Below are 26,604 nucleotides of genomic sequence, written 5' to 3'. Positions count from 1 at the left end.
CCTGGGTCACGGCCGGGGGGACCAGACCCCCGGCCGGACCGACAGGGCGGTGACGATGCCATAGGCGCTGATGCCGAGCGCGACGGCGATGAACTGCCCCTGCAACCCCATGCCCAGCCAATCCCCCAGCACCCAGCCGCCGCCGACCGCGAGGGTGATGCGGGATAGCGCGGCGACGGCGGGCCAGAGCATCCGCCCCGCGCCCATGCTGGCGAAGTACAGCGCCATGCCGACGCCGAAGCCGGGCAGCGCGAAGCCGATGACCGCCAGCGCCTGGGTCGCGATCTCGACCACCGCCGGGTCGTCGCTGAAGGCCGCCGCGGTGAAGCCGGGGAAGACCGAGACGAAGACGCCGACGACGAGGGTCACGCCCAGCGCCATCAGCCCGCCGGCCCAGGCGGTGCGCCGCGCCGTCACCCAGTCCCCGCCGCCGACCGCGCGGCCGACCAGCGCGGTCAGCGCCGAGCCGACGCCGAAGGCCAGCGGCACCATCAGGAATTCGATCCGCGCCGAGACGCCATAGGCGGCCACCGCCGTCGCCCCATAGGCGGCGATGCGGGCGGTGACCAGGATGGTGGTGAGGTTGGCGATGGTCGCCATGGCGCAGGCGACCAGCCCGACCGAGAGGATGCGGGAGAAGAGGGTCGCCTGCAGCTTCACCCGGAGCGTCGGCGTGAAGCCGGCGCCCCCGGCCAGCACCACCGCGGCCATGCCGATGCTGGCCGCCGTCATCATCACCGCGAAGGCGATGCCGGCGCCCTTCAGCCCCAGCCCGGCCGGCTCCATCAGCGCCCAGGCCAGCGGCGGATAGCCGAGCCAGGCGAGCAGCAGCACGCGGGAGGCCAGCGCATGCCGCCCCCCGCCGCGCAGCACCGAGGCGAGGGTATTCGCCAGCCAGGCCGGGATGGCCCCGGCCCCGAAGAGCCAGGCGCAGTAGGAGGCGGCGGCCGCGGCCACCTCCGGCCCGCCGATGGCGCCGAGGATTTCATGCGGGAAGCCGGCCAGCAGCAGCATGAAGGCCAGGGCGAAGCCGATGGAGATGACCAGCGCATGCAGGACCAGCGCCGAGGCTTCCTCCCGGCGGCCGGCGCCCAGCGTCCGGGCGATGGCCGAGACCACGCCGCCGCCCATAGCGCCGGCCGACATCTGCTGCATCAGCAGGGCGAAGGGCAACACCACCGCCCAGCCGGCCAGCGCCGCGGTGCCCTGGCGGGAGGCCAGGACGGGCTCCACCAGCTGGCAGGCGGATTGGATGGCGGAGACGGCGGTGGTGGGCGCCGCCAGGGTCCAGACGCGGCGCAGCAGGGTGCCGAGCGGGGTGGGCGCCAGGACGGCGGTGCCATCAGCCATGGTCGGGATCCGCCGGGTTCGGGGTGAAGCGGGTGCGGATGGCCTGGCCGGCGCCGGGGCCGGGCAGGACGCGGACATCCTCCGGCCGCAGCGGCGTGCCGGCCGAGGAGAGGACGGGGCTGGGCAGGACCGGCTGGCCGGTGACCCGGTCCTCGAGCACCACCGGCGGGCCCTCGGGACCAGTCATCCAGCGGTCCGCCCAGCCCTTCAGCGCGACATAGGCGGGGAAGAAGTCGCGGCCCTGCTCGGTCAGAATATAGTCGTGCCGGCCGGAGCCGGCGGGGGTCTTGGCCAGCAGGCCATGCGCCATCAGTTCGCGCAGCCGGGCGGCCAGGATGTTCGGGGCGATGCCGAGGTTGCGCTCGAATTCGTCGAAGCGGGTGGTGCCGTAGAAGCATTCGCGCAGCACCAGCATGGCCCAGCGTTCGCCCAGCACCGCCATGGAGCGGGCGACGGGGCAGCGCATCCGGGTGAAATCGGTACGGACCATGGCGGGCGGGATCCCGGATGACTTGCATCATGCAAGCACCCTGGCTTGCGATATGCAAGCTGGATCAATTCGGCTCAAATCCGCTCAATTCGGCTCAAACCGGCTAAAGTCCGGCGAGCCAGGCCTTTGAAAAGGCTTGGTTCCGGCCGCCGAATTTTAGAATTGAGGGGTTTGTCGGCCCATCGCCGGCACCGCGGACGGAATCGCGCCTTCGGCAAATATTCCTGTAGATCGATCGGCCGCCGGAAGCAAGGCCGGCGCAGCCGGAGGGCCGCGCCGCGCCGCGCCGGCTCAGGCGTTGCGCAGCGCCACGGTGAAGGGCGCCTCGGTCTTCGCCGTGATCTCCTCGAGCGTCACCTCGGGGGCCAGCTCGATCAGCGTCACCGCGGTCTCGCCCTTGCGGGCCAGGGTGAAGACGCCGAGCTCGGTGATGACCATGTCAACCACCCGCGCCCCGGTCAGCGGCAGGCTGCAGTCCTTCAGCAGCTTGGGCTTGCCGCCGGCGGTATGCTCCATCAGCACCACCACCTTCTTCACCCCGGCGACCAGGTCCATGGCGCCGCCCATGCCCTTCACCATCTTGCCCGGGATCATCCAGTTGGCGAGGTCGCCGTTGGCCGCGACCTGGAGCGCGCCGAGGATCGAGAGGTCGATGTGGCCGCCGCGGATCATCGCGAAGCTGTCGGCGCTGGAGAAGTAGCTGCTGGTCGGCAGCGCGGTGATGGTCTGCTTGCCGGCGTTGATGAGGTCGGCGTCCTCCTCCCCCTCGTAGGGGAAGGGGCCGAGGCCGAGCATGCCGTTCTCGCTCTGGAGCTGCACGTTGACGTTGCTCGGGACGTGGTTGGCCACCAGCGTCGGGATGCCGATGCCGAGGTTCACGTAGAAGCCGTCCTCGAGTTCGCGGGCCGCGCGGGCGGCCATCTGGTCACGGGTCCAGGCCATTGCGTCTCTCCTCAGGCCATCAGCTTCTTGCGGGTGGTGCGCTGCTCGATGCGCTTCTCGAAGCCCGGGCCGACCTGGACCAGCCGCTTCACGAAGATGCCGGGGGTGACGATGTGGTCGGGGTCGAGGTCGCCGGGCTGCACCAGGTGCTCGACCTGCGCCACGGTCATCCGCGCCGCGGTGGCCATCATCGGGTTGAAGTTCCGCGCGGTGCGGCGATAGATCAGGTTGCCCTCCTCGTCGCCCTTCCAGGCATGGATGATCGAGAGGTCGGCGACGATGCCGCGTTCCTGCACGTAGGTCTCGCCGTCGAATTCGGCGGTGGGCTTGCCTTCCGCCACGGCGGTGCCGACGCCGGTCTTGGTGTAGAAGGCCGGGATGCCGGCGCCGCCGGCGCGGATGCGCTCGGCCAGCGTGCCCTGCGGGTTGAACTCGATCTCCAGCTCCCCGGCGAGGAATTGCCGGGCGAAGGTGGCGTTCTCCCCCACGTAGCTGCTGATCATCTTGCGCACCTGGCGGGTCTGCAGCAGCAGGCCGAGCCCGGCGTCGTCGATGCCGGCGTTGTTCGAGACGATGGTGAGGTCGCGCACGCCGCTCTCGCGGATCGCCCCGATCAGCAGCGAGGGGATGCCGCAGAGGCCGAAGCCGCCGGACATGATCATCATCCCGTCGCGGAGCACGCCCGCGAGGGCATCCTGCGCATCCCGGTACACCTTCCCCATCGGCCGAAGCTCCCTGCCCACCGGCATAATTCCCGCGGCAACCTAGAGGGCCGGGGGCCTGGGCGGAAGGGGGAGAGCCCGCCGGGAGAATAGTTGCCCGGGGGGACTTGCACGGCCTGCGGGGCGCGGCTATACGGCGCCTCCTTCCCGAGGGGCCATAGCTCAGTTGGTAGAGCGCTTGAATGGCATTCAAGAGGTCGGCGGTTCGATTCCGCCTGGCTCCACCAGAGTTGCAAAGGGCCCGGCCGCGCAAGCGACCGGGCCCTTTTTCCATGCGGCGATGCGCCGGCGCGGGCGTTGTTCCCCGCGATGACCGAAACCCCCTCCCCCATCCGGGTCAACCGCGCCCCCGTCCTCACCCTCTGGGCCGCCGTGGTGGCGCGGCGGCTCGGCCATCCCGCCGCCACGGCCTGGAGCCTCGCCGGCGTCGTCGCCGGCACCGCGGCCCGGGCCAAGGCGCGGCGCCTCGGCCTCGCCGGGGAGGCCGAGGGCGGCCGGGACCGCCCCGCCGCGGCGGCGGGCGACACGCTGCGGCTGCTGGGGCGGCGGATCGTGCTGACCCGGGATGCCGACGGGGTGGTGCTGGCCGAGAGCGACGGCAGGCCGGCGCCCGCCGCGCCGGTCGCGGCCTATGTCGCCCGGGCCTTCGGCCCGCGTCTGGCGGAGGTGCGGGCGGCCATGGAGGCGCTGGCCGGCGGGATGGCGCCGGCGGAGCTCGAGCGGGTCGGCTTCCGGCTGTACGAGCATTTCCGCCCCGAGGTGCCGGCCGATGTCCGCGGCTGGGGCGCCAAGGGCGTGCTGGATCCGGCGCGGATCGCCGCCGCCGCCGGTCAACCCGGGTGACGCCGTCGCAAGACTCTTGCCATTCCGGCATCGGAATCGATTAGCATGCCGCCACCGATCGCCGGGAAACGAGCGACGGACGGGAGGCTGCATCATGGATCGAACCACGGATCGCGCCGTCATGGCGCTGTTGCTGGGCGGCGTCGCCCTGGCCACGGTCACCGCCCTCTACCTGCCGGCGCTGCATGTGCGCTCGGCCGACCGGGCGCTGCTCGGGCTCTCGAGCTGGCAGGTGGTGCCGGTCACCACCCTGCTGCTCTTTGCCGCCCTGGCCGCGGCGCTGGCGGTGCACTGGGTGCCGCGGTGGCGGCACCTGCGGCTGCCGGTGACGGTGGCGGCGATCGTCATGCTCTTCGTGCCGCCGCTGGCGGCGCTGGCCGCCGGGGTCAGCCCCGGAACGGAGGCGCGGGCGCTGCTGGTGCGGCACAGCGGCAACGCCGCGCCCTGGGTCGATCCCGGCTGGGGCACCCTGGTGCTGCTGGCGGCCGGGAGCCTCATCGGCCTCGGGCTCTGGCGGGAGGAGCATCCGGCCGGGGCGGCGGAGACGCCCCTCCACTAGGGCCATGTCGCCAGCCGGTGGTGCGGGGGTGGCAGGTCGTTGAGACGGATCGCCCTGCCGCTGGAATCTGCCCAGCCCGCCCCGCCCGGCCTACATGCCGGAACTGCCGCGGCCGGCGACAGCCACAGCCGCGCGAGGGCGGATCACGCCCGCGGGCGGCCAAGGCACCGGCTAGTCGGCGGTGATGCCCGCCGCCTGCGCCAGCTCGCGCTGCGCCTTGAGCTCCTGTTGGGTGAGTGCGCCCAGCGCCTCGGGCGTGCCGCCCATCACCTCCAGCCCCTGGCGCCGCAGCTCGGCCAGGGTGGCGGGGTCGGCCAGCATGGCGCCCACCAGCCCGTTCAGCCGCGCCAGCAGCGGCGCCGGCGTCCGGGCCGGGGCATACAGGCCCCACCAGCCCTCGACCACCACCCCCGGCACCCCGGCCTCCGCCATGGTCGGCACCTCCGGAAAGAGGAAGTGCCGCGCCGCGCCGGTGACCGCCAGCGGCCGGATGCTGCCGGCCTGGATATGCGGCAGGAAGCCGAGCGGGTGGTAGACCATGGCATCCAGCGTGCCGCCGAGCAGGTCGGTCACCGCCCGGGCGCCGTCGCGGTAGGGCACGTGCGTGGTCGGCACGCCGCTGCGCAGCTCGAGCAGGGCCTGGGTCAGGTGCCCGGTGGTCCCGGCGCCGGCGGTGCCGACCGAGGCGCCCCGGCGCTTCGCCAGCGCCAGGAACTCGGCCAGCGAGGCGACCCCCAGCGCCGGCCGCACCCCGAAGACCACCGCGGTGCGGGCGACGCTGCCGACCGGCGCGAAGTCGCGGATCGGGTCGTAGGGGATAGTGGGCATGATGGCCGGGTTGGTCGCCATGGTGCCGCTGGTGCCGAACAGCAGGGTCAGCCCGTCGGGCGCCGCCTGGGCCACCGCCGCGGTGCCGATGGTGCCGCCGGCGCCGCTGCGGTTGTCGACCACCACCGGCTGGCCGAGCCCGCGCGCGAGGGCGGCGGCGGCGATGCGGCCCAGGATGTCGGTGGTGGTGCCGGCGGCGAAGGGCACCACCAGCCGGACCGGAGCGCCCTGGGGTACGCCCTGGCCTCGGGCGGGCCGCAGCCCGGGCAGCAGCATCGGGGCCAGCAGGCCGCCCAGCAGCATCCGTCGTGTCATGGTGCGCAATCCTCCGAGACGTAGCCGGCCAAGCCGGGTGCCGCGACCCCGGCCGCCAGGGGCACGCAGGCGGCGGGCGGTCCGGCGAGGAATACCACGCCGCGGTCCGCCAGCAGACCCAGCACCCGGTCGAGGTGGCGCATCGCCCCGTTCGGCAGGTCGTGCAGCACCATCAGCAGCGGCGCGGTCGCCGCCGCGGCCATGGCCAGCGCCGTCTCCGGCCAGCCGTCGGGGTCGGCGAAGTCGCGCGGCACCGCGTTCCACAGCACCACGGTATGGCCGCCCGCCCGCAGATGCGCCGCCGCCGAGGCGTTGAGCAGGTGCGGGCCGAGCGCGCCGCCGCCGCCGTTCGGGCGGAACAGCCGCTCCGGCTCCCGCAGCCCGCCGAGCAGGGCATCGGCCGCGGCGATCTCGGCCACCGCCTCGGCGCCGCCGCGGCGGCCGAGCGGCGTGCCGTGGCTGAGGGTGTGGTTGCCGACCGGGAAGCCCTCGGCCCGGGCGCGCTCGGCCAGGGCGCGGGCGGCGGGGTCGCGCAGCTTCTCGCCGACCACGAAGAACATCGCGGGGATGCGGCGGCGGGCCAGCACCGCCAGCACCCGCGGTGTGACCTCGGGCTCGGGGCCGTTGTCGAAGCTCAGGCAGATCGGCTGCATCGCTCAGGTCACCGCGAATTTCACCACGCAGAGCGCCGCCAGCAGCCAGACCGCGCCGCTGACCTCGGCCGCCCGGCCGGCGGCCAGCTTGAGCGCGGCGTAGGTGACGAAGCCGATGCCGATGCCGGTGGCGATCGAGAAGGTGAAGGGCATGGCCAGCGCGGTGAGCACCGCCGGGACGTAGTCGCTGGCCTCGTCCCAGTCGAGGCCGCGCAGCGCCTGGGCCATCAGGCAGGCGACGAAGACCAGGGCGGGGGCGGTGGCGAAGCCGGGGATGGCGGTGGCCAGCGGCGCCAGGAACAGCACGGCGAGGAACAGCACCGCCGCGGTCACCGCCGTCAGCCCGGTGCGCCCGCCCGCCTGGATGCCCGAGGCGCTCTCGATGTAGCTGACGGTGGTCGAGGTGCCGAGCACCGAGCCGACGATCGCCCCGCCGCTGTCGGCGAGCAGCGCCCGGCCGAGGTTCGGCACCGTGCCGTCCGGCCGCATCAGCCCGGCGCGGTGGGTGGTGGCGATCAGCGTGCCGGTGTTGTCGAGCAGGTCGACCAGGAAGAAGGTGAAGACGATCCCGAGCACGCCGAGCTGCAGGGCGCCGGCGATGTCGAGCTGCAGGAAGCTCGGGCCGAGGGAGGGCGGCAGGCTGGCGATGCCGGCGAAGCGGGTCAGCCCGAAGGGCACGCCGAGCAGCGCGACGATGCCGATGCCGAGGATGATGGCGCCGGGCACCCGCCGCGCCGAGAGCCCGGCGATCAGCAGGAAGCCGAGGCAGGCCAACAGGGTCGAGGTCTCGCCCAGCGGGCCGAGGGCGATCAGCGTCGCCGGATGGGCGACCACCAGCCCCATGCCCTTCAGCCCGATCAGCCCGAGGAAGAAGCCGATCCCGGCGGCGATGCCGAGCTTGAGCGAGAGCGGGATGCCGTTCACCAGCCATTCCCGGATCCGCAGCAGCGAGACCGCGAGGAAGAGCAGCCCCGAGAGGAAGACCGCGCCGAGCGCCACCTGCCACGACAGGCCCATGCCGAGCACCACGGCGAAGGTGAAATAGGCGTTCAGCCCCATCCCCGGCGCGAGCGCGATGGGCAGGTTGGCCAGCAGCCCCATCAGCGCCGAGCCGATGGCCGCGGCGAGGCAGGTGGCGACGAAGGCGGCGCCCGGATCGATGCCGGCCTGGGCCAGGATCGCCGGGTTGACCACGGCGATATAGACCATGGTGAGGAAGGTGGTGGCGCCTGCCAGCACCTCGGTGCGCGGCGTGGTGCCGCGGTCGCGCAGGTGAAAGAGTGTTTCCAGCATCGTGCCGTCCCGAATCGCAAGGCGCCACGCTGCGGCGCGAACCGCCCCGGTGCCAGCCCTTTTCTAGCCCCCGGCCGGCCCCGGTTCATCCCGCAGCAGCACGCTCAGGGTGCCATTCGCCTCGACGCAGGCGAGCCGCACCTGCCCCAGATCGTCGATCCCCTGTTCCCGCAGCTGCGCCAGCAGGTCGTCCCGGGTCAGCAATTCGCGCCGCAGCCCGGCATGGATGACCTTCCCCTCCGCGACGACCGTCTGCGGCTTGGACCGCACCAGCCAGCGCAGCCGGGGGAAGCGGAAGGCCAGCCAGTCGAGGGCGAAGGACCAGAAGAAGATGGTGCCGGCGACCACCGCGCCCTCGGTCAGCGACCGCCCCTCGCCCACCATGCTGTTCTCCACCGCCCCGCTGACCAGTGTCACCAGCAGCAGGTCCGAGAGGCCGATGCTGCCGGACCGCCGGTTGTGCATCATCCGCAGCACGCCGAACAGCGCGAGGTAGACGATGCTGCCGCGGATGACGCTGTTGACCAGGGAATTGGTCGGGTCGAGCATCCCTTCCCAGCCGATCCCGCCCATGCGCCGCTCCCCTGCCCCGAGGCGGATGCAACACCCGCCCCGGCGGCGAGTTCAGCCCTGGTGCGCCTGGATCATCTCCCGCACCCGCGGGTAGATCGCCTGGGCGTAGCGCCGGCCGCTGAAGACGCCGTAGTGGCCGACGCCGGTCTGCAGGTGGTGGCGCCGCATGGTGACCGGCACGCTGCGGCAGAGGTCGAGCGCGGCCATGGTCTGGCCGATGCCGCAGATGTCGTCGCGCTCCCCTTCCACGGTCATCACCGCGGTGCGGCGGATCGCCTCGGGCCGCACCGGGCGGCCGCGCCAGGTCAGCGTCCCCCGCGGCAGCGCATGCTCCTGGAACACGGTGCGGACGGTCTCGAGGTAGAATTCGGCCGGCAGGTCCATCACCGCGAAGTATTCGTCGTAGAAGCGCCGGTGCATCGCCGCCTTGGCCACCTGGCCGTCGGCGATGTTCCAGAGCTGGTCCTGGTGCGCCTTCACGTGGCGGTCGAGGTTCATCGCCATGAAGGCCGAGAGCTGCAGCGCGCCGGGATAGACCCGCCGCCCGGCGCCGCGGTAGCGGAAGGGCACCCTGGCGATGAGGGTCTTCTCGAACCATTCGATCGGCCTGGTATTGGCCAGCTCGTTCACCTTGGTCGGGTGCTGCCGCGTGTCGATCGGCCCGGCCATCAGCGTCATCGAGCGGGGCGAGGCGCGGTTGTGGTCCTCGGCCATGACCGCGACGGCGGTCAGCACCGCGACCACCGGCTGGCAGACCGCCAGCACATGCCCGCCCGGCCCGATGGCTTCCATGAACCGGATGATGTGCGCGACGAATTCGTCGAGCCCGAAGCGGCCCTCGTCCAGCGGCACGTCGCGGGCGTTGTGCCAGTCGGTGATGTAGACGTCGTGGTCCTGCAGCAGCACCTGCACGGTGCCGCGCAGCAGGGTGGCGAAGTGGCCGGACATCGGCGCCACCACCAGCACCCGCGGCAGGGTCACGTCGACGTCCTTGCGGAAATGCAGCAGGCTGGCGAAGGGCGTCGCCGCGACTACCTCCTCCTCGACCTCGACCAGCCGGTTGCCGACCCGCACCGGGCCGATGTCGAAGGCCGGGCGGCGGCCGGCGATGCCGGCATGGCCGAAGGTCTCCATCGCGCCGCGCAGCAGGCGCAGCCCCTCGAAGGCCGGATGCGCCTGGTCCACCCGGGAGAGGATTCCACCCATCCCGCGGGCGAGGAGCCGCATCGGGGAAAGCACATCCTGCCCGGCCTGGAGCATCTGGTAGATCATGCGGTTCCTGTCGCGCCGCCCCTGCGGCGGGCCCATGGTGACAGCAGAGCGCCATTCCGCAACCGGGAAGGCGCTGCTAACCTCGCGACCGCAGTTGAGGAGTTCGGCATGTCGGAGACGAAGCGTCGCAGGCCAGCCGCCTCCAGGGCCGCCTCCCGGGCCACCTCCCCGGCCGCCGTGCTGCGGATCAGCAGCCGCAACTATTCCTCCTGGTCGATGCGGGGCTGGCTCATCCTGCGGCTGTCCGGCCTGCCCTTCACCGCCGAGACGGTCTCCCCCGACGATCCCGCGACCCGGGCGGAGCTGCTGCTGCAATCCTCCTCCATCCTGATCCCCAGCCTGCGGCACGACGGCGCCGAGATCTGGGACACCCTCGGGATGGCGGAATACCTGAACGAGCTGCGGCCCGAGGCCGGGCTGCTGCCGGCCGATAGGCTGGCCCGCGCCCGCTGCCGCGCCATCTGCGGCGAGATGCATGCCGGCTTCCATGCGCTGCGCTCCTCGCTGCCGATGAACCTGCGTGCCCAGGTGCCGGGCTTCACCGTCTGGTCGGCGGCGCGGGCGGACATCGAGCGGATCTGCAAGCTCTGGCGCGACTGCCTCGCCACCTGGGGCGGCCCCTGGCTGTTCGGCGCGCGGCCCTCCCTGGCGGATGCCATGTACGCCCCGGTGGTGCTGCGCTGCCGCACCTACGACGTGACCCTCGATGCGCCCTGCGAGGCCTATGCCCGCACCATCCTCGCCTGGCCCGACGTGCAGGAATGGATCGCCGCGGCGAGGGAGGAGCCGGAGGCGCGGATCACCGAGCTGGAGTTCGACGCGGAGTTCTGAGCGGCGGCCCCTCCCCTTCAAACCGCGCGGGGTTTGCGCTAGCGCTGGGGCCGAACCCTGGAACGGATGCGTGACATGAGCTTGCCGCTGAGCTGGGATGAATGGGCCGGGCAGGACGCCACGGCGCTGGCCGGGCTGGTGCGCGCCGGGCAGGTGACCCCGGCGGAGCTGGCCGCCCAGGCCGCCGCCGGCATCGCCCGCCTCAACCCCACCCTGAGCGGCGTGGTCGAGGTCTTCGAGGATGTGGTGGCCGACCCGCTGCGGGACGGCATGGACCCGGCCGGCGCCTTCGCCGGCGTGCCCTACCTGATGAAGGACCTCGGCCCGACCTTGCGCGGCCGGCTGCAGGAGATGGGCTCGCTGCTGATGCGCGGCAACCGCGCCGCCGCCGACAGCTTCCTCGCCGGGCGCATCCGCCAGGCCGGGCTGAACGTCATCGGCCGCAGCACCACGCCGGAATTCGGCTGCTGCAGCGCGGCCGAGAACCCGGCGGTCTATGTCACCCGCAACCCGTGGGACACCGGCTTCACCACCAACGGCTCCTCCGCCGGCACCGGGGCGATGGTGGCGGCGGGGGTGCTGCCGATCTCGCATGCGACCGACGGCGGCGGCTCCATCCGCATCCCCGCCGGGGCCTGCGGCAACATCGGGCTGAAGCCGTCGCGCGGGGTCTTCTCCATCGCGCCGGGCGCCTCCGACCTCAGCGGGCTGGTCTCGACCCAGGGCTGCCACAGCCGCAGCGTGCGCGACACCGCCGCCTTCGTCGATGCCTGCCGCGGCGGCGCCCCTGGCGAGTTCATGCCCTATTGGCAGCCGGCCGAGCCCTATTCCCGGTTGATCCAGCGCGATCCGCCGCGGCTGCGGATCGCGCTGTCGCACGAATGGGGCGACTACCGCGCCACGCCGCATTTCGTGGCCGAGCTGGAACGCGCCGGGCGGCTACTGGAAGGGCTCGGCCACCACGTGGACTGGGCGCTGCCGGCGGTCGACTTCCGCGCCGCCTTCGCCGCGCAGACCACTTGCTACATCAGCAATTTCGCCCAGACCGTGGCGAACCTGCTGGCGCAGCATGGGCTGGACCGGCCGCCCGGGGGGCTGGTCGAGCCGATCAACGTGCGGATCTGGGAAGCCGGGCTCGATACCTCCTACACCGAGCGGGCGCGGATGCAGGCGGCCTTCAACGCGACGTCGCGCGCCTTCGGCGAGTTCTTCGAGGCCTGGGACATCATCCTCACGCCGGTCACCGCGCTGCCGACGCCGCCGATCGGCACCACGGAATACCTGACCCTCAGCGACAATCCCTCGGTGCTCGACTGGTTCGGCAACCTCTGGCGCAATTTCGCCTATACGCCGCTGGCCAATCTCGCCGGCATCCCCGGCATCTCGCTGCCGATGGCGGCGCAGGAGAACGGCCTGCCGCTCGGCATCCAGGCGCAGGCGCGGCAGGCGAACGACGGGCTGCTGCTGCAGCTCGCGGCGCAGGTGGAGCGCGCGCTCGGCGGCCGGTGGAACGGCGGCCGGCGGCCCGGGGTGCACGTGGCCGCGGCCTGACGGCGGGCCGGACCGCGGACGCCGCGCCGGAGGCGGCGGCATTGCGCCCCCCGGGTGATCGTCGAATACTCGCGGGCCGGGACCAGGGAGGAAAGCGATGGCGTTCTACCGAGGCATGACCTGCGAGAACATCACCCTCACCGGCGACCGGGGCACCCCGATCACCGCCTATGTCGCGCGGCCCGCCGGCCCCGGGCCCTTCCCCGGCGTGGTGCTGGTGCACCACCTGCCGGGCTGGAGCGAGTTCTACATCGAGACCACGCGCCGCTTCGCCCACCATGGCTACCTGGCGGTCTGCGCCAACCTCTACGAGCGCGCGGGCGAGGGCGACCCGGACGACGTCGCCGCCAAGGTGCGGGCCGAGGGCGGCATCCCCGATGCGCAGATGGTCGGCGACACCGCCGCCGCGGTCGCCTGGATGCGGGCGCAGCCGCAGCACAACGGCAAGGTCGGGCTGTTCGGCTCCTGCTCGGGCGGCCGGCACGCGGTGCTCTATGCCTCGCAGCGCCAGGACGTCGATGCCTGCGTCGACCTCTGGGGCGGCCGGGTGGTGATGGGCGCGGAGGAGCTGAACGCCAGGACCCCGGTCGCGCCGATCGACCTGACCAAGGACCTGCGCTGCCCGCTGCTCGGCCTCTTCGGCAACGACGACCGCGCCCCGAGCCCGGAGCAGGTCGACCGCCACGAGGCGGCGCTGAAGCAGCACGGCAAGGATTACGAATTCCACCGCTACGACGGCGCCGGCCACGGCTTCTTCTACTGGCACCGCCCGCTGTACCGGCCGGAGCAGGCGATGGACGGCTGGGGCAAGGTCTTCGGCTTCCTCGGCCGGCACCTGGCGCGATAGGGGCGCGGCGCATGTGCACCTCGATCGTCGAGATCGCCCGCGCCGAGGGCATGGCCCAGCGCGGCGACGCCTGGTTCCCGCTGGCGCAGGCGGTCGTCGCCTACGACCACGCGCGCCATGCCCCGCTGGGCGACGTCATCACCCTCGACTTCCTCAACCCGGGCCGCGGCCCGGCGGCGCGGGCCGGGGTCGAGCTGAGCCTCGAGACCGCGAAGGAGCTGCGCGCCGCGCTCGACCGCGCCATCGCCGCCGCCGAAGTCGAGGAGGCCGAGGTGCGCGGCCAGGGCCAGGGCCAGGGCCAGGGTATGGGCCGGGGCGAGGGGCCGCGCCTGCGGCAGGTGGGCTAGCCGGCGGTCAGCGCCGGCGGTCGCCCGCCGGCGCCGGCGGCTCCTCCAGCATGGCCGCGATCTTCCGGGCCAGGGCATCCATGGCGAAGGGCTTGGTCAGCATCTGCATGCCGGCGTCGAGCAGGCTGCCGCCGGTGGCCGCGGTCTCGGCGTAGCCGGTGATGAACAGCACCTTGAGGTCCGGCCGCAGGACCCGCCCGGCATCCGCCACCTGCCGGCCGTTCATGCCGCCGGGCAGGCCGACGTCGGTGACCAGCAGGCTGATGCGGGCCGCCGAGCGCAGCACCTTCAACCCGGCCGGGCCGTCCTCCGCCTCGATGGCGGTGTAGCCGAGGTCGCGCAGCACGTCGGTCACCAGCATCCGCACCGTCGGCTCGTCGTCGATGACGAGCACGGTCTCGCCCTGCCTGGCGCGCTGCGGCAGCTCCGCCTCCGCGGCGGCGTCGGCAGGCTCGGCCCGGCCGTCGTGCCGCGGCAGGTAGAGCTTCATCATGGTGCCGACGCCGACCTCGGAGACGATGCGGACCTGGCCGCCGGACTGCCGGGTGAAGCCGTAGATCATGCTGAGCCCGAGGCCGGTGCCGACGCCCAGCGGCTTGGTGGTGAAGAAGGGATCGAAGGCGCGCTTGACCACCTCGGGCGGCATGCCGCTGCCGGTGTCGGTGACCGAGAGCAGCAGGTATTCGCCCGGCGGCAGGTCGCGGTCCCAGGCGGCCTCCGCGGCCAGGCTGACGTTGCGCGTCTCGATCGTCAGCCGGCCGCCGTCGGGCATGGCGTCGCGGGCGTTGATGCAGAGGTTGAGCAGCGCGTTCTCGAGCTGGTTGGGGTCGACCAGCGTGGTCCAGAGCTCGGGCGCCTCCACCACTTGCAGGCGGATCGCCGGGCCGACGGTGCGGCCGATCAGCTCCTCCATGCCGCGGATGAGCTGGTTGATGTTCACCGGCTTGGGGTCGAGCGTCTGCCGCCGGGAGAAGGCGAGCAGCCGGTGGGTCAGGGCGGCGGCGCGCTTGGCGGCGCCGTGGGCGGCGACCAGGTAGCGGTCGACGTCCGCCAGCCGGCCCTGGCCGATGCGGGTGCGGATCAGCTCCAGGCTGCCGGTGATGCCGGCGAGCAGGTTGTTGAAGTCGTGCGCGATGCCGCCGGTGAGCTGGCCCACGGCCTCCATCTTCTGGGACTGCCGCAGCGCGTCCTCGGCCTGCCGCAGCGCCTCGGCCTGGGCCTTCTCGGCGGTGACGTCGCGGCCGACGCCGCTCAGCCGCAGGCTGCCGGGCTCCGGCGCCAGGGTCCAGGCGATCCAGCGCCAGGCCTCCTCCCCCGCCGCCGCCAGCCGGCATTCGACCCGCGCCGAGAGGTTGCCCGAGCGCATGCGCGCCAGCGCCGCGGCCATGGCCGGCCGGTCCTCCGGATGCACCAGGTCGATGAAGCGGGTCCGCAGCAGCGCCGCCTCGTCCCGCCCGAGCAGGCGCTGCCAGGAGGGGCTGACCCGCAGCAGGCAGCCGTCGTATTCCGCGACCACCAGCAGGTCCTCGCTGAACTCCCAGAGCCGGTCGCGCTCGGCGGTGCGCACCGCCACCTGGGTCTCCAGCGTCTCGGCCAGGGTGCGCAGCGCCGCCTCGGTGCGCTTCGCCGCGGTGACGTCGTAGATGACGCCGACGAAGCGCAGCCCCGACCGGTCGGCGTCGCGGAGGAATTCGCCGCGCCGCGTCAGCCAGCGCACCTCCCCGGTGTCCGGCCGGGTGAACTCGCACTCCAGCGGCGGCGCCGGGCCGGGCAGGGGCCGGGCGCCGGGGTCGATGATCAGCGGATGCGGCGGCAGCACCAGCGCGTTCACCGTGGCCAGCGGCAGGTCGCGGGCCGGTTGCAGCCCCAGCAGGTGGCAGAATTGCGGGGAGACCGAGACGGTGGCGAAGCCGTCGACGTATTCGAAGGCGCCGACGCCGCCGGCCGTCTGGGCGATGCGGAGCTGTTCCTCGACGCGCTTCTGCTCGGTGATGTCGACCAGCGCGCCGACGAAGCGCGCCGGCCGCTCCTGCTCGTCCAGCTCGCAGCGGCCGCGGGCCTGGACCCAGCGCACCGGCCCGTCGGCCAGCAGCAGGCGGTACTCCTTCGAGAAGACCTCGGCGCCGCGCAGCATGCCGCCGACCGCGAGGCGGATGCGGGCCTGGTCCTCCGGATGGATGGCGGCGAAGAAGGCGGCGGTGCCGACGCCCCGCGCCATCGCCTCCGGGTCGAGGCCGTGCAGCGCGGCGAAGCGCGCGTCGCCGAAGAGCCGGCGGTCCGCGATGTGCCAGTCCCAGCCCGCCGCGGTGCCGGACATCGCCAGCGTCGCCTGCAGCCGCAGGTTGGTCTCGTCGAGCCGTCGGTAGCGCTCGTCGGAGCGGGCCTGGGAGGAGGCGGCGTACTGGGCCACGGTGACGTCGCTCAGCGTCGCCACGAAGTAGCGCAGGCAGCCGGTCTCGCCCGCCACCGGGGTGATGCTCATGTGGCACCAGAAGGGGGTGCCGTCCTGGCGGTAGTTGAGCATCTCGGCTTCCGCCGGCTGCCCCGCCCGCAGCGCGAGGCGGACCCGCGCCACGGTCGTCCGGTCGGTGCCGGGGCCCTGCAGCAGGCGGCAGTTGCGCCCGGCGACCTCGGCCGCGGCATAGCCGGTGAGGCGGGTGAAGGCGGCATTGGTGAAGACGATGGGCAGGTCGGGGGCATCGGCCGCGGCGACCACCATGGCCAGGCCGGAGCGTTCCAGCGCCAGGAACATGGCGCCGGCCAGCGGCCGCAGGTCCTCGATGCCGATCGGCAGGGCTTCAGATGGCATGGCCGGTGTCGTCGTTCATGACGCGGGTGATGAAGTCCTGGATCAGCGCCCGCAGCGTCGCCAGCGACGGCAGGTCCATGATCAACGCGATATAGCCACGGATCTCGCGGTCGAGCAGGGAAAAATTGATGTAGAGGAACAGCACCAGGTCGTCCTGCCCGGCCACCGCGGCGGGGCGGAACAGCCGCTCGCCGTCGCCGCGCAGCACCTCCGGCAGCGACATGCTCAGCGGCTGGCGCAGCATGTTGGCCATGGTCGCGAGGCAGCCGTTCAGGATGACGTTGCCGGTCTCGGCCAGCGCCTCCTGCTCGATCTCGCCGAGCGCGTCCTCGGGCATCTCCTCCCCGACCACCGCGCGGACCAGCTGCAGGCTCTTCGCCTGGGGGAAGATCAGCATCGCCTGGCCGGAGAAGACGCCGGCGAAGCCCTGCCGCACGGCGATCAGCTCCTGGCCCTCGCGCTCGCCGACCAGCGCCGCGGCGATGCGCTGGCTGATGAGCTCGATGGAGGGGACCGAGAGCAGCACCTGCTCCCCCACCATCCGGCGCAGCCCGACCGCGGCGCGGCTGACGCCGATGTTCACCAGCTCGGTCAGCGCGTCCCGCTCGAGCTCGGTCAGCACCGCCTCGGTCGAGGTCACTGCGGGGCGACCCGCAGCCGCAGCGCGGCGCCGGAGAGGAAGCCGCGCAGCCCGTCCTCGGTCAGCGGTTTGGCGACGAAGGCGGCGCCCACCGCGCGGGCGCGGGCGATGACCTCGTCCTGGATGTTGGCGGTGATGAGCGCCAGCGGCATGGCCGGGCGCCGCGCGCGCAGCGCCGCCGCCAGCTCCAGCCCGTCCATGCCGGGCATGTTGAAGTCGAGCAGCGCGACGTCGACCTGCTGCGCCGCGACGATCGCCAGCGCCTCCTCGGCGTTGCCGGCCTCCAGCCGCTCCCAGTCCGGCTGCAGGGCGCGGACCGTCCTGCCGGCCACCAGCCGGGCCAGCTTGCTGTCGTCGACGATCAGGATCACCGTGGCCATGTCATCGCTCCGTCGCGCCCGCACGCGCTCATGCCGGGAAGGTCCGCACCGCGGCCATGTCGTAGCCGCACCGCCGGCACATTGACAGGACGGCGTTGCCGTATTGCATCAATTTGGCTCAGGCCGCGGCGGCCCGGCCAGCAGGGGCAGCAGCCAGCGGGTCACGAAGGGGTCGGCCGCCGGGCCGAGGACCTCGGGCCGCAGCGCCAGCAGGACCTGGACGACCGAGGCATGCAGCCCCTCCGCCGCCCGCAGGTCCACCGGCCGCCGCGGCTCGGCCTGCAGCAGGGCCAGCAGGGCCTCGGCATCCTCGACCGCGGAGGCGCCGCGCAGCCGGATGGCGCCGTCCTCGAGCGCCACGCTCATGCCGCCGGCTCCGCGCCGACCAGCTCCGGCAGGTCGAGCACGATCAGCACCCGGCCGTCGCCCAGCGGCGCCGCGCCGAGCAGGCCGGGCATGCCGGCGAGCAGCCCGTCCAGCGGCCGCAGCAGCACGTCCAGCCGCCCGGCGACGCCATCCACCTCGAGCCCGACCGGCTGGCCGGCGCAATCGGCGATCAGCACCTGGGCGTGCCGGCCGCGGCGCGGCGGCGCCGGCCGCCGCAGCAGGCCGGCCAGCCGCAGCAGCGGGATGGTGCGGTCCTGGCGCACGAAGGCCTCGCCGTGGCGGAGCCGCTGGATGTCCCCGAGCGGGATGCGGGCGGTCGCCAGCACCGCATCGATCGGGATGCCGAAATCCTCCTCGCCGAGCCGGACGGTCAGCACGGTGGTGACGACCACCGCCCGCGGCAGGGCGATGCGCACCGTCGCACCCCGGCCGGGGCGGCTGGCCAGGGTGACGCGGCCGCCCATGCCCTCCACCGCGCTGCGCACCGCGGCCATCCCGACGCCGCGGCCGGACAGCTCGGTCACCGCCGCGGCGGTGGAGAAGCCGGGGGCGAAGACGAGGTCGGCCGCGGCGGCGTCGTCCAGCGCGTCGATCGCCGCCGCCGGCAGGAGCCGCCGCTGCTTCGCCGCCTGGCGCAGGCGGGCGGCATCGAGGCCGCCGCCGTCGTCGGCGACCAGGACCAGGATCCGGTCGCCCTCCCGCCGCGCCTCGAGCCGCAGCCGCCCGGCCGCCGGCTTGCCCGCGGCGAGGCGGGCGGCGGCCGGCTCCACCCCATGGTCGATGGCGTTGCGCAGCACGTGCAGCAGCGGCTCGAACAGCCCGTCGACCAGGGATTTGTCCGCCTCCACCGCCTCGCCCAGGATCTCGAGCTCGATGCTCTTGCCCAGCCGGGCGGCGGTCTCCCGCACCAGCCGGGGGAAGCGGCGGAAGCAGCGCGACAGCGGCGTCATCCGCAGGTCGAGGACGGCGCGGTGCAGCCGGCGGACGACGCGCTCCAGCTCCGCCTCGCCGGGGCCGAGCGCCTGGCGCAGCGCCGGGTCCCGGGCGGCGGCCCGGGCGGTCGCCTGGGCGAGGGCGTTGCGCGCCACCACCAGCTCGCCGGCGAGGTCGAGCAGCCCGTCGATCCGCCGGGCATCGACCCGCAGGCTGCGCGTGGCGGCCTCGCCCTCCGGCTCCGGCGGCGGCTCGGCCGGCGGCTCGGGCGGCGCCTCGGGCGCTGCCTCGGGCAGCGCGACCAGCTCGGCCTGGTCGGCGACGAAGCGCAGCGCCTGGCGCAGCGCCGCGGCGGGGGCGGTGCTCAGCGCCTCGATCGCCAGGTTGCAGGTGAAGGGCTCGACGGCCTCCGCCGCCCAGGGCTCGCGCAGCGCCAGGTGCAGCGCGGCCAGCCCCGGCAGCGTGCGCAGCAGGGCGACGGGATCCTCGCCGAGGAAGAAGCAGTCCGCGGCGGGCAGGAAGCGCAGCGCGGTCAGCGGCAGGCCCGCCGCCCGCGCCGCGGCCACCGCGGCCGCCTCCCGCGCCAGCAGGGCGGGCAGCCAGGGCGCGGCGGGCGCTTCCCCCGCCGGGGCCAGCAGCCGGCGCAGCCCGGCCTCGAGCCGCCCGGCCTCGGCCGCCGCGGCGGCCGGCAGCGCGCCGCCGTGGCCGAGGCCGCCGATCCAGCGCCCGGCGGCATCGAGGCAGCCGAGCAGCGCGTCGCACAGCATCCGGTCGGCCGGGCGCCGGCCCTCCCGCACCGCGCCCAGCAGGTCCTCCGCCGCATGCAGCACCCGGCCCAGCGGGGCGAGGTCGAACAGCGCCACCGAGCCCTTCAGCGTGTGGAAGGCGCGGAAGGCGCTCTCGAGCCGGGCGGCGTCGGCCGGGTCGCGCTCGAGCGCCAGCAGGTCCTCGGCCGCCTGCTCCACCAGCTCCGGCGCCTCGACCAGGAATTGCTCGAGCAGCTCGTCCATCAGCCGGCCGCCGCGAGGGGCCGCTGGTAGACGATGGCATCCGCGAAGCGGCGCAGGGTGAAGCGCTCCGAGATGCGGGCCATCGACTCGCTGTGGCCGAGGCAGAGGAAGCCGCCGGGGTTGAGCGCCTCCAGCAGGTGCTGCGCGGCCAGGAGGCGTGAGGCCTCGTCGAAGTAGATCAGCACGTTGCGGCAGAAGATGACGTCGAAGCGGCCCTGGGCGGCGACGCTGGCCGCATCCACCAGGTTGGCCCGGGTGAAGTGCACCGATTCCCGCAGGTCCCGGATGATGCGGCGGCGGCCGTCCCGCGCCGGCTCGAAGTACTGCTCCAGCACCTCGGGTCCGAGCCGGGCCAGCGCCCGCTCGCCGAAATCCCCGGCCAGCGCCGCGGCCAGCGCCTGGGTGTCGATGTCGGAGCCGACGATCTCGATGTGGTAGGCATCGACCAGCGGCCAGTTCTCCAGCAGCCAGAGCGCGATGGAATAGGGCTCGTCGCCGGTCGAGCACGGCACCGACCAGATCCGCACGAGGTCGCCGGGGCCGCGCCGGGCGACGATCTCGGGCAGCAGCGACCGGCCGAGGCATTCGAGCTGGTGCAGCTCCCGGTAGAAGTAGGTCTCGTTGACCGTGAAGCTGTTGATGAGCTGCTCCAGCTCCGGCCCGCCGGCGCGCAGCAGGGCGAGGTAGCCGGCGATGCTCGGCGTCCCGGTCGCCGCCATGCGCTGGATCAGCCGGCGCTCGACGTAGTAGCGCTTGGCCTCGCCGTAGGCGATGCCGGTGCTGCGGTAGACCAGCTGGCAGAGCCGCTCCAGCTCCTCCGCGCTCAGGGCGCCGGGGCCGGCCGGCGGCGCGTCGTTCATCGCAGCCAGCCCAGCAGGGTCGCGGCGATGGCCTCGAGCGGCACCACCGCCTCGGCGCCGCCGGCCCGGACCAGCTCGCCCGGCATGCCCCAGACCACCGCGGTCTCCTCGGCCTCGGCGATGGTGCGGCCGCCCCCGGCGCGCAGCCGGGTCATGGCCGCGGCGCCGTCGTGGCCCATGCCGGTCATCAGCACCCCGACCAGCCGCGGCGCGCCGAGGTGCTGCAGCGCCGAGTTCACCAGCCGGTCGACGCTGGGATGCCAGGGATAGCCCGGCAGCGCGGGGGCGGCCTGGACCACCGGGCCGCCGGGCCGCATCGCCAGGACGATGTCGGCATCGCCGCGGCCGATGTAGACATGGCCGGGCCGCAGCGGCTGCGGCCGGACCACCTCCTCGACCGTCAGCGCGCAGAGCCGGTCCAGCCGCCGCGCCAGCGGCCCGGTGAAGACCGCCGGCATGTGCTGGGCGACCAGGATGGGCCAGGGGAAATCCGCCGGCAGCGGCGAGAGCAGGGCATCCAGCGCCGGCGGGCCGCCGGTCGAGGTGCCCACCAGCACGACGCGGTCCGGCGCGGCCTGCGGGCGGGGCAGGGGCTGGGGCAGGGCCTGGGGCTGGGGCTGGGGCTGGGGCCGCGGTTCCGCCGCCCGGGCGGCGCCGGGCGGCGGAACGCCCTGGCGCACCAGCGGTGCGACGGTCTCGCGCACCAGCGGTGCGACGGCATGCCGCACCCGCTCGGCCAGCCGCAGCGAGCGGCGGAGCCGGGCCTGCGCGGCGGCGCGGACCTTGCGCACCAGCAGCGGCCCGAGCTCGTCGATCGCCAGCGAGATGGCGCCCGCCGGCTTGGCGATGAAGTCCACCGCGCCGAGCTGCATCGCCTCCAGCGTCGCGTCGGCCCCCGCCTCGGTCATGGCCGAGACCATGACCACCGGGCAGGGCCGCTCGAGCATGATGCGGTCGAGGCAGGCGAGCCCGTCCAGCCGCGGCATGTGGATGTCGAGGGTGATCACGTCCGGCCGGAATTCGGCGAGGCAGGCCAGCGCCTCCAGCCCGTCGCGGGCGAAGGCCAGGGTGAAGTCGGCCTCGCCGGCGAAGACCGTCGCCAGCAGCCGGCGCATCAGCGCCGAATCATCGACGACAAGAAGCCGGATCACGCGGCGGGCACGGCGGCGGCGATGCCGGCCAGCAGGTCGCGCTCCGCCCGGTCGAGCAGCGCCCGGGGCTCGATCAGCAGCACCATGCGGCCATCCCCGGCGAGGGTGGCGACGCGGTCGAAGACCTGGCCGCCGGCCTCGTCGCCCAGCGCGGGCACCGGCGCGATCTCGGCGGCCGCGATGCGGCGCAGCTCGCTGGCGGCATCCACCGCGAAGCCGGCCTGCAGCCCGTCGACGGTGACGACGATGATGCGGCCGCGGCCGCCGGCCTGGCCGGCGACCTCGAAGCGCCGGCGCTGGTCGATGACCGGCACCACCCGGCCGCGCAGGGTCATCACCCCCAGCAGGAAGTCCGGCGCCCGCGGCACCCGGGTGAGGGCAGGGGGGTGGCGGATCACCTCGTCCACCGTGGCGACGGGCAGGCCGTAGTGCTCCGCGCCCAGGCGGAACAGGATGAACTGCTGCCCCTCGGCGGTGCCGTCCTCGCTGGTCATGGCATGCGCGTCCTGGTCGGGGCCGGTGAGCAGGCGGGCGGCGGTCGCCGGGTCGAACAGCCCCTCGGTCGAGAGGATGGAGACCAGCCGCCGGCCGCCGTCGTGGCGGACGATGGCCTCGATGCGGGCCTCGCCGGCGCCGCGGGTGAGCACCGCCGGCACCGGCTCCACCGCCTCGCCCGGCACCCGCCAGATGGCCTGCAGCGCATCCACCACCAGACCGACCCGGTGCCCGCCCGGCCGCCCGCCGAGCCGGGCGACGATGATCCGGGCCTCCCGCCGGTCCGGCGCCGGCAGCCCGAGCAGCGCCCGCAGCGAGACCAGCGGCAGCAGCCCGCCGCGGCGCTGCATCACCCCGGTCATGGCGGCATCCGCCGCCGGCAGGCCGGTGACCTCGGCCGGCATCCGGGCGACCTCGAGCACCCGCTCGAGCGGCAGGGCATAGTGCTGCCCGGCCAGGGTGAAGCCGAGCAGCGCCAGGGCCTGCTCCGGGGCGGCGGCCGGCGCGGCGGTTGGGGCCGGCGGCGGCGCCTCGGCCCGGCGCAGCGCCTGGGCGAAGTCCCGCGCCAGCAGCGGCGCGAGCTCGAGGCGCCGCTGCCCGGCGGCGGGCGCCAGGCCGGCCACCGCATCGACCAGCAGCCCGACCCGCTGGCCCCGCTGCAGGACGATGATGCGCGCGGCCGGGGTGGCCGCGGCCTGGGCCAGGCCGAGCAGCCCGGCCAGCGAGACCACCGGCAGGATGCCGCCGCGCAGGGCGATGAGGCCGAGCAGGCTGGCCGGGCCCTGCGGCAGCCGGGTGACCGGGCGCAGGCGGATGATCTCGGCCACCTCGGCGGCGGGCAGCGCCAGGGTCTCCGCGGCGACGCGGAAGCACAGCACCTCGGTGGCCGTCACCCCGGCGGCGGCGGTGCCCATGGGCCTCAGCCGTCCGTGCCGTTCAGCTCGTCGGCCAGGCCGGCGATCTCCTCGATCGCCACGGCGAGGTCCTCGGTGCCGCGGGCCTGCTGCCGGGCGGCGGCGGCGGCCTCGATCGCGGCGCTGCCGGCCTCCTCGGCGGCGACGGCGATCTGCCGCGTGCCGGTCAGGACCTCGCGGATCGAGGCGCTGATCGCGCCCGCGCCGGTGCGGATCTCCTCGGCGCCGGCGCGCAGCCCGGCGGTGTCGGCGATGGCGGCGGCCAGGCGCTGCACGATCGCCTCGCTCTTGCTGCGCTCGGCGCGGGAGGCGCCGGCGATCTGCAGCAGCTCGCGCTGCACCGCGGCGACCTGGTCGCCGATGAGGCGGACGACGTCCTTCATGCGGTCGGCGTTCTCGGCGGAATCCCGCGCGAGGTTGCGGATGTCGGTCGAGACGGTGGCGAAGCCGCGCCCGGCCTCCCCGGCGCGGGCCGCCTCGACCGCGCCGCTGACCGCCAGCATGTTGGTCTGCACCGCGACGAGGGCGATGCGGTCGACGATCTTGCCGATGCGGCGGCCGGCGCCCTCGACCGAGGCGATCAGCGCGCCGACCGCCTCGGCATCCCGCAGGGCGGCGTCGATGCTGCCGCCGAGCCGGGCGATGGCGTCGCGGCCCTCGGCCAGCAGCGGCGCGACCTTCGCCATGCGCGCCCCGGCGCCGGCCGCGGCGGTGTCGGTCGCGCTGGCGGCGGCCTCGATCTGCGCCATGGCCGTGGTCGAGTCCTGGGTCGTGCCGGCCTGGGCCTGGGCGCCGCGGCTGACCTGGTCGATCGCGATCATGATCTCGCCGGCGGCGCCGGACAATTCCTGGACGGTGGCCGAGAGCTCCTCGGCGGCGGAGGCGATGTGCTCGATGCGGGAGGCGCTGGCGGCGCCGGCCTGCAGCTCGGCCGCCAGCCCGGCCAGGGACTGCGCCGCCTGCTGGCTCTGGTCGAGGGCGGTGCGCTGCTGCTGCACGGCGCGCTGCGCCTCGGCCGCGGCCGCGGCCTGCTGCTCGGCGGCGCTGGCCACCTTCTCGGCGCCGCGCTGGGCCTCGCGGGCGCTGGCGTCGGCCTCGACCGCGGCGAGCAGCACGGCCTGGGCGACCTCGGCGATGACGTGCATCTCGCCGCGCACGGTCTCGAGCGTGGCGACCACGCCGCGGCCGGCCTCGGCATCCGCCTGGGCCTGGGTCGCCATCGCCTTGATGCGGGCGGCGATCTCGAGGACCTCGGCGCGGATCGCGTCGGTGATGCCCTGCACCTCCCCGGCGCTGCGCTCGGAGGTCTCGGCGAAGGCGCGGACCTCGTCGGCCACGACGGCGAAGCCGCGGCCCTGCTCGCCGGCGCGGGCGGCCTCGATGGCGGCGTTGAGGGCGAGCAGGTTGGTCTGGTCGGCGATGTCGCCGATGGTGGTGGTGATCTCGTCGATGCTGCCGACCTGCTGCTCGAGGGTGGTGACCACCTCGACCGAGCGGATCTGCCGCGCCGCGTTGTCCTGGAACCAGCCGGTGGAGGCATCGATCTCGACGCCCACCTCGGTCAGCAGGGTTTGCAGCGCATCGGCCTTGCGCCGCGACTGCTCGGCCCGGCCGCGGGCCTGCGAGAAGGCGCCGACCAGGCTGTCGATCGCCGCCTGCGACTGCTGCGAGGCGCCGGCGGTCTCCTCGGCGGCGGCGGCGATCTGCTCGAGCGCCTGGCGCAGCTGCTCGGCCGCGGCGCCGGCCTCGGTGATGCCGGCGGCCAGCTCCTCGGTCGCCCCGCCGATGCGTTCGGCGGCCTTCTCCCGGCGGGCGCGCGCCCGGTCCTGGCCGCGCCGCTGGACCTGGCCGGCCCTGGGCGCGACGTTCGCCTCGACCGCCGGCCTGGCGGGCGCCGCGACGCCGAGGCGGCTGATGTCGGCAGTCTTGACCAGGGCCATACCACGCTCCGCGGACGGGAGGCCCCGCACTACCATGTCCGGCCCCGGAACGCATCACGCGACACCGGACCACATGGGTATCGATTGCAGAACGTGATGGATGCATCAACCAATGGGGTTATATCGCATTTGGTTGATGATGGTGTAAGTAACGTTCTTGCCGTTCTTTGGTGCAAGCACCCGCCACCGGGTCGGAACCGGCCTTCGGCGCCTGCTGGCACCGCCTGCAACAAAGGCGACTGCGCCATGACTTGCCGGGACCTGTCGCACCGCGACGTATCGCATCGGCAACCAGCAGCGGGGCGGGCCTGTGCATGTCGCCGGCGCTAGAGATCCGGGCCGAGCGGCTGGCGACGGTGTTCCGGCAGGTGCCGCTGGCGGTCGGCGTCTCGGTGGTCAATGCCGCGATCATGGTCGCGCTGCTCGGCGCCGTGCTGCCGCCGGCCGGGCTGGCCGCCTGGTTCGCGGCCGGCCTCGGCCTCGGCGCGCTGCGGCTGCTGGCCTGGCGGGCGCATGCGCGGGACGCCGCCCCGGCGGCGCGGCTGGCCCGCTGGGAGGCGGCCGGCTGCATCCTGGCCGCCCTGGCGGGGCTGCTCTGGGGCGGCGGCGCGGCCTGGCTCTGGCCGGCCTCCGAGACGCACCAGATGCTCTGGGTCTTCGTCGTCGGCGGGATGTGCGCCGGGGCGGCCGCGCTGCACTACGCCCACCTGCCGACGGTGCTGTGCTTCACCCTCTGCGCCGGCGGCCCGATCGCCGGCCGCCTCGCCGCGGAGGGCACCGGCCGCGGCCTGGCGGCGGGCGCGATGATCGGCGTCTTCCTGCTGGCGCTGACCATCAGCTGCCGCCGCTCCAGCGCGCAGTTCGGCGAGTACCAGCGGCTGCGCGTCGCGCTGCTCGAGCAGCGCCGGGAACTCGAGGCGCTGGACGCCCGGCTGCGCGCCGAGGTGGCCGAGCACCGCACCACCGAGGCGAGCCTGCGGCAGGCCCAGAAGATGGAGGCGATCGGCCAGCTCACCGGCGGCATCGCGCACGACTTCAACAACCTGCTGACCGTGGTCCTCGGCAGCCTGGCGCTGCTGCGCAAGCGCCTGCCGCCCTGCGACGCGCGGATCGCCCGGCTGCTCGACAACGCCGCGGAGGGGGCGACGCGCGGCGCGGCGCTGACGCAGCGCCTGCTGGCCTTCAGCCGGCGCCAGACCCTGCATCCCGCCGCCGTCGACCTCCCGCGGCTGGTGCAGGGCATGTCCGACCTGCTGCGCCAGTCGCTCGGCCCGGCGCACGTGCTGCGGACCCGCTTCCCGCCCGGGCTCGCCGCCGCCTGCGTCGATGCCAACCAGCTGGAGCTGGCGCTGCTGAACCTGGCGCAGAACGCGCGCGACGCCATGCCGGACGGCGGCACCATCGACATCACCGCCGAGCCGCAGCGCCTCGGCGCCGGCGAGGTCCCGGGGCTGGCGCCGGGATGCTACCTCGCCCTCGCGGTCGCCGACCACGGCAGCGGGATGGATGCCGAGACCCTGGCGCGGGCGACCGAGCCCTTCTTCACGACCAAGGGGATCGGCCGCGGCACCGGCCTCGGTCTGCCGATGGTGCAGGGCCTGGCGGCGCAGTCCGGCGGCGCCTTCGCCCTGCGGAGCGCGCCGGGCGCCGGCACCGTCGCCACGCTGTG

25 protein-coding genes and 1 tRNA gene are annotated in these 26,604 nt (G+C 74.3%); 8 read left to right on the top strand and 18 right to left on the bottom strand.

Going from position 1 to position 26,604, the window contains the following annotated elements; genetic code table 11:
* Nucleotides 1-6 precede the first annotated feature (6 nt).
* From QWZ14_RS14615 to QWZ14_RS14600, 4 genes are all read right to left on the bottom strand, one after another.
* Nucleotides 7-1,350, bottom strand: a complete 1,344-nt coding sequence (locus tag QWZ14_RS14615) for an MATE family efflux transporter (RefSeq protein ID WP_290317448.1) — start codon at nucleotides 1,348-1,350, stop codon at nucleotides 7-9.
* Entirely contained in the window at nucleotides 1,343-1,840 is a 498-nt protein-coding gene (locus QWZ14_RS14610; protein ID WP_290317447.1) for a winged helix-turn-helix transcriptional regulator, read from the bottom strand. The genes QWZ14_RS14615 and QWZ14_RS14610 overlap by 8 nt, the downstream gene beginning before the upstream one ends.
* Nucleotides 1,841-2,131: 291 nt before the next feature.
* The gene (locus QWZ14_RS14605; RefSeq protein WP_290317446.1) at nucleotides 2,132-2,782 is read right to left on the bottom strand and encodes a CoA transferase subunit B; all 651 of its coding nucleotides are present in this window, start codon (nucleotides 2,780-2,782) and stop codon (nucleotides 2,132-2,134) included.
* An 11-nt stretch (nucleotides 2,783-2,793) separates the two neighbouring features.
* Nucleotides 2,794-3,504 (bottom strand): CoA transferase subunit A, encoded by a 711-nt coding sequence (locus QWZ14_RS14600; RefSeq protein WP_290317445.1) that lies wholly within the window; start codon nucleotides 3,502-3,504, stop codon nucleotides 2,794-2,796.
* A gap of 151 nt (nucleotides 3,505-3,655) precedes the next feature.
* On the opposite strand from QWZ14_RS14600, the gene QWZ14_RS14595 reads away from it, so the two are divergent.
* From QWZ14_RS14595 to QWZ14_RS14585, 3 genes are all read left to right on the top strand, one after another.
* Nucleotides 3,656-3,731, top strand: a tRNA-Ala gene (locus tag QWZ14_RS14595).
* 82 nt (nucleotides 3,732-3,813) lie between these two features.
* Entirely contained in the window at nucleotides 3,814-4,347 is a 534-nt protein-coding gene (locus QWZ14_RS14590; protein WP_290317444.1) for a hypothetical protein, read from the top strand.
* Nucleotides 4,348-4,441: 94 nt separating this feature from the next.
* On the top strand, nucleotides 4,442-4,906 hold the full coding sequence (locus tag QWZ14_RS14585) for a hypothetical protein (RefSeq protein ID WP_290317442.1): 465 nt from the start codon (nucleotides 4,442-4,444) through the stop codon (nucleotides 4,904-4,906).
* A 171-nt stretch (nucleotides 4,907-5,077) separates the two neighbouring features.
* Here QWZ14_RS14585 and QWZ14_RS14580 read toward each other — a convergent pair whose 3' ends face one another.
* From QWZ14_RS14580 to QWZ14_RS14560, 5 genes are all read right to left on the bottom strand, one after another.
* Nucleotides 5,078-6,049 (bottom strand): Bug family tripartite tricarboxylate transporter substrate binding protein, encoded by a 972-nt coding sequence (locus QWZ14_RS14580; RefSeq protein WP_290317440.1) that lies wholly within the window; start codon nucleotides 6,047-6,049, stop codon nucleotides 5,078-5,080.
* Nucleotides 6,046-6,702, bottom strand: coding sequence for a polysaccharide deacetylase family protein (locus QWZ14_RS14575; RefSeq protein ID WP_290317439.1), 657 nt, complete (start codon nucleotides 6,700-6,702; stop codon nucleotides 6,046-6,048). Before QWZ14_RS14575 ends, QWZ14_RS14580 begins: the two co-directional genes overlap by 4 nt.
* Nucleotides 6,703-6,705: 3 nt before the next feature.
* A complete protein-coding gene (locus QWZ14_RS14570; protein ID WP_290317437.1) occupies nucleotides 6,706-7,995 on the bottom strand; it encodes an NCS2 family permease in 1,290 nt (429 codons plus the stop codon).
* A 63-nt stretch (nucleotides 7,996-8,058) separates the two neighbouring features.
* Entirely contained in the window at nucleotides 8,059-8,568 is a 510-nt protein-coding gene (locus QWZ14_RS14565; RefSeq protein WP_290317436.1) for a DUF421 domain-containing protein, read from the bottom strand.
* 51 nt (nucleotides 8,569-8,619) lie between these two features.
* Nucleotides 8,620-9,840, bottom strand: coding sequence for a polyhydroxyalkanoate depolymerase (locus tag QWZ14_RS14560; protein WP_290317435.1), 1,221 nt, complete (start codon nucleotides 9,838-9,840; stop codon nucleotides 8,620-8,622).
* Between the two features lie 108 nt (nucleotides 9,841-9,948).
* On the opposite strand from QWZ14_RS14560, the gene QWZ14_RS14555 reads away from it, so the two are divergent.
* From QWZ14_RS14555 to QWZ14_RS14540, 4 genes are all read left to right on the top strand, one after another.
* Nucleotides 9,949-10,671 carry a glutathione S-transferase gene (locus QWZ14_RS14555; protein ID WP_290317434.1) on the top strand — a complete coding sequence of 241 codons (723 nt, stop codon included), beginning with the start codon at nucleotides 9,949-9,951 and terminating at the stop codon, nucleotides 10,669-10,671.
* A 75-nt stretch (nucleotides 10,672-10,746) separates the two neighbouring features.
* Entirely contained in the window at nucleotides 10,747-12,222 is a 1,476-nt protein-coding gene (locus QWZ14_RS14550) for an amidase (protein WP_290317433.1), read from the top strand.
* Between the two features lie 97 nt (nucleotides 12,223-12,319).
* Nucleotides 12,320-13,069 (top strand): dienelactone hydrolase family protein, encoded by a 750-nt coding sequence (locus QWZ14_RS14545; protein ID WP_290317431.1) that lies wholly within the window; start codon nucleotides 12,320-12,322, stop codon nucleotides 13,067-13,069.
* Nucleotides 13,070-13,080: 11 nt separating this feature from the next.
* A complete protein-coding gene (locus QWZ14_RS14540) occupies nucleotides 13,081-13,416 on the top strand; it encodes a DUF6295 family protein (protein WP_290317430.1) in 336 nt (111 codons plus the stop codon).
* 7 nt (nucleotides 13,417-13,423) lie between these two features.
* On the opposite strand, the gene QWZ14_RS14535 is transcribed toward QWZ14_RS14540, so the two are convergent.
* The 9 genes from QWZ14_RS14535 to QWZ14_RS14495 form a co-directional block, all read right to left on the bottom strand.
* Nucleotides 13,424-16,225, bottom strand: a complete 2,802-nt coding sequence (locus QWZ14_RS14535) for a PAS domain-containing protein (protein WP_290317429.1) — start codon at nucleotides 16,223-16,225, stop codon at nucleotides 13,424-13,426.
* Nucleotides 16,215-16,865, bottom strand: coding sequence for a chemotaxis protein CheX (locus QWZ14_RS14530; protein WP_290317428.1), 651 nt, complete (start codon nucleotides 16,863-16,865; stop codon nucleotides 16,215-16,217). The genes QWZ14_RS14535 and QWZ14_RS14530 overlap by 11 nt, the downstream gene beginning before the upstream one ends.
* Nucleotides 16,862-17,245: a response regulator gene (locus QWZ14_RS14525; RefSeq protein ID WP_290317427.1), complete on the bottom strand. Its 384-nt coding sequence runs from the start codon at nucleotides 17,243-17,245 to the stop codon at nucleotides 16,862-16,864. Before QWZ14_RS14525 ends, QWZ14_RS14530 begins: the two co-directional genes overlap by 4 nt.
* 108 nt (nucleotides 17,246-17,353) lie before the next feature.
* Nucleotides 17,354-17,611 carry a hypothetical protein gene (locus tag QWZ14_RS14520; RefSeq protein WP_290317426.1) on the bottom strand — a complete coding sequence of 86 codons (258 nt, stop codon included), beginning with the start codon at nucleotides 17,609-17,611 and terminating at the stop codon, nucleotides 17,354-17,356.
* The gene (locus QWZ14_RS14515) at nucleotides 17,608-19,575 is read right to left on the bottom strand and encodes a chemotaxis protein CheA (protein ID WP_290317425.1); all 1,968 of its coding nucleotides are present in this window, start codon (nucleotides 19,573-19,575) and stop codon (nucleotides 17,608-17,610) included. Before QWZ14_RS14515 ends, QWZ14_RS14520 begins: the two co-directional genes overlap by 4 nt.
* Nucleotides 19,575-20,435 carry a CheR family methyltransferase gene (locus QWZ14_RS14510; RefSeq protein ID WP_290317424.1) on the bottom strand — a complete coding sequence of 287 codons (861 nt, stop codon included), beginning with the start codon at nucleotides 20,433-20,435 and terminating at the stop codon, nucleotides 19,575-19,577. Before QWZ14_RS14510 ends, QWZ14_RS14515 begins: the two co-directional genes overlap by 1 nt.
* Complete coding sequence (gene cheB / locus QWZ14_RS14505; RefSeq protein WP_290317423.1) at nucleotides 20,432-21,586, bottom strand: chemotaxis-specific protein-glutamate methyltransferase CheB; 1,155 nt, start codon at nucleotides 21,584-21,586, stop codon at nucleotides 20,432-20,434. The genes QWZ14_RS14510 and cheB overlap by 4 nt, the downstream gene beginning before the upstream one ends.
* Nucleotides 21,583-22,995 (bottom strand): chemotaxis protein CheW, encoded by a 1,413-nt coding sequence (locus QWZ14_RS14500; protein ID WP_290317422.1) that lies wholly within the window; start codon nucleotides 22,993-22,995, stop codon nucleotides 21,583-21,585. Before QWZ14_RS14500 ends, cheB begins: the two co-directional genes overlap by 4 nt.
* A 5-nt stretch (nucleotides 22,996-23,000) precedes the next feature.
* Complete coding sequence (locus QWZ14_RS14495) at nucleotides 23,001-24,935, bottom strand: methyl-accepting chemotaxis protein (RefSeq protein ID WP_290317421.1); 1,935 nt, start codon at nucleotides 24,933-24,935, stop codon at nucleotides 23,001-23,003.
* 314 nt (nucleotides 24,936-25,249) lie between these two features.
* Here QWZ14_RS14495 and QWZ14_RS14490 point away from each other — a divergent pair.
* Nucleotides 25,250-26,604, top strand: a 1,355-nt coding sequence (locus QWZ14_RS14490) for an ATP-binding protein (protein ID WP_290317420.1), incomplete at its 3' end; no start/stop codon positions are given.

This window comes from Paeniroseomonas aquatica, assembly GCF_030409335.1.
GTDB classification, from domain to species: domain Bacteria; phylum Pseudomonadota; class Alphaproteobacteria; order Acetobacterales; family Acetobacteraceae; genus Belnapia; species Belnapia aquatica.
Note: the sequence above shows the minus strand (reverse complement) of the source record. Positions and strands in the feature narration are given on the sequence as shown.

Bases quoted from the DNA above. Each gene is read 5' to 3' on its own strand.
- QWZ14_RS14565 (WP_290317436.1), bottom strand. From the start codon at position 8,568: ATGGGCGGGATCGGCTGGGAAGGGATGCTCGACCCGACCAATTCCCTG.
- QWZ14_RS14580 (WP_290317440.1), bottom strand. From the start codon at position 6,049: ATGACACGACGGATGCTGCTGGGCGGCCTGCTGGCCCCGATGCTGCTG.
- QWZ14_RS14600 (WP_290317445.1), bottom strand. From the start codon at position 3,504: ATGGGGAAGGTGTACCGGGATGCGCAGGATGCCCTCGCGGGCGTGCTC.
- QWZ14_RS14585 (WP_290317442.1), top strand. From the start codon at position 4,442: ATGGATCGAACCACGGATCGCGCCGTCATGGCGCTGTTGCTGGGCGGC.
- QWZ14_RS14550 (WP_290317433.1), top strand. From the start codon at position 10,747: ATGAGCTTGCCGCTGAGCTGGGATGAATGGGCCGGGCAGGACGCCACG.
- QWZ14_RS14560 (WP_290317435.1), bottom strand. From the start codon at position 9,840: ATGATCTACCAGATGCTCCAGGCCGGGCAGGATGTGCTTTCCCCGATG.
- QWZ14_RS14610 (WP_290317447.1), bottom strand. From the start codon at position 1,840: ATGGTCCGTACCGATTTCACCCGGATGCGCTGCCCCGTCGCCCGCTCC.
- QWZ14_RS14605 (WP_290317446.1), bottom strand. From the start codon at position 2,782: ATGGCCTGGACCCGTGACCAGATGGCCGCCCGCGCGGCCCGCGAACTC.
- QWZ14_RS14555 (WP_290317434.1), top strand. From the start codon at position 9,949: ATGTCGGAGACGAAGCGTCGCAGGCCAGCCGCCTCCAGGGCCGCCTCC.
- QWZ14_RS14535 (WP_290317429.1), bottom strand. From the start codon at position 16,225: ATGCCATCTGAAGCCCTGCCGATCGGCATCGAGGACCTGCGGCCGCTG.
- QWZ14_RS14525 (WP_290317427.1), bottom strand. From the start codon at position 17,245: ATGGCCACGGTGATCCTGATCGTCGACGACAGCAAGCTGGCCCGGCTG.
- QWZ14_RS14615 (WP_290317448.1), bottom strand. From the start codon at position 1,350: ATGGCTGATGGCACCGCCGTCCTGGCGCCCACCCCGCTCGGCACCCTG.
- QWZ14_RS14540 (WP_290317430.1), top strand. From the start codon at position 13,081: ATGTGCACCTCGATCGTCGAGATCGCCCGCGCCGAGGGCATGGCCCAG.
- QWZ14_RS14495 (WP_290317421.1), bottom strand. From the start codon at position 24,935: ATGGCCCTGGTCAAGACTGCCGACATCAGCCGCCTCGGCGTCGCGGCG.
- QWZ14_RS14575 (WP_290317439.1), bottom strand. From the start codon at position 6,702: ATGCAGCCGATCTGCCTGAGCTTCGACAACGGCCCCGAGCCCGAGGTC.
- QWZ14_RS14545 (WP_290317431.1), top strand. From the start codon at position 12,320: ATGGCGTTCTACCGAGGCATGACCTGCGAGAACATCACCCTCACCGGC.
- QWZ14_RS14500 (WP_290317422.1), bottom strand. From the start codon at position 22,995: ATGGGCACCGCCGCCGCCGGGGTGACGGCCACCGAGGTGCTGTGCTTC.
- QWZ14_RS14515 (WP_290317425.1), bottom strand. From the start codon at position 19,575: ATGGACGAGCTGCTCGAGCAATTCCTGGTCGAGGCGCCGGAGCTGGTG.
- QWZ14_RS14520 (WP_290317426.1), bottom strand. From the start codon at position 17,611: ATGAGCGTGGCGCTCGAGGACGGCGCCATCCGGCTGCGCGGCGCCTCC.
- QWZ14_RS14590 (WP_290317444.1), top strand. From the start codon at position 3,814: ATGACCGAAACCCCCTCCCCCATCCGGGTCAACCGCGCCCCCGTCCTC.
- QWZ14_RS14570 (WP_290317437.1), bottom strand. From the start codon at position 7,995: ATGCTGGAAACACTCTTTCACCTGCGCGACCGCGGCACCACGCCGCGC.
- QWZ14_RS14510 (WP_290317424.1), bottom strand. From the start codon at position 20,435: ATGAACGACGCGCCGCCGGCCGGCCCCGGCGCCCTGAGCGCGGAGGAG.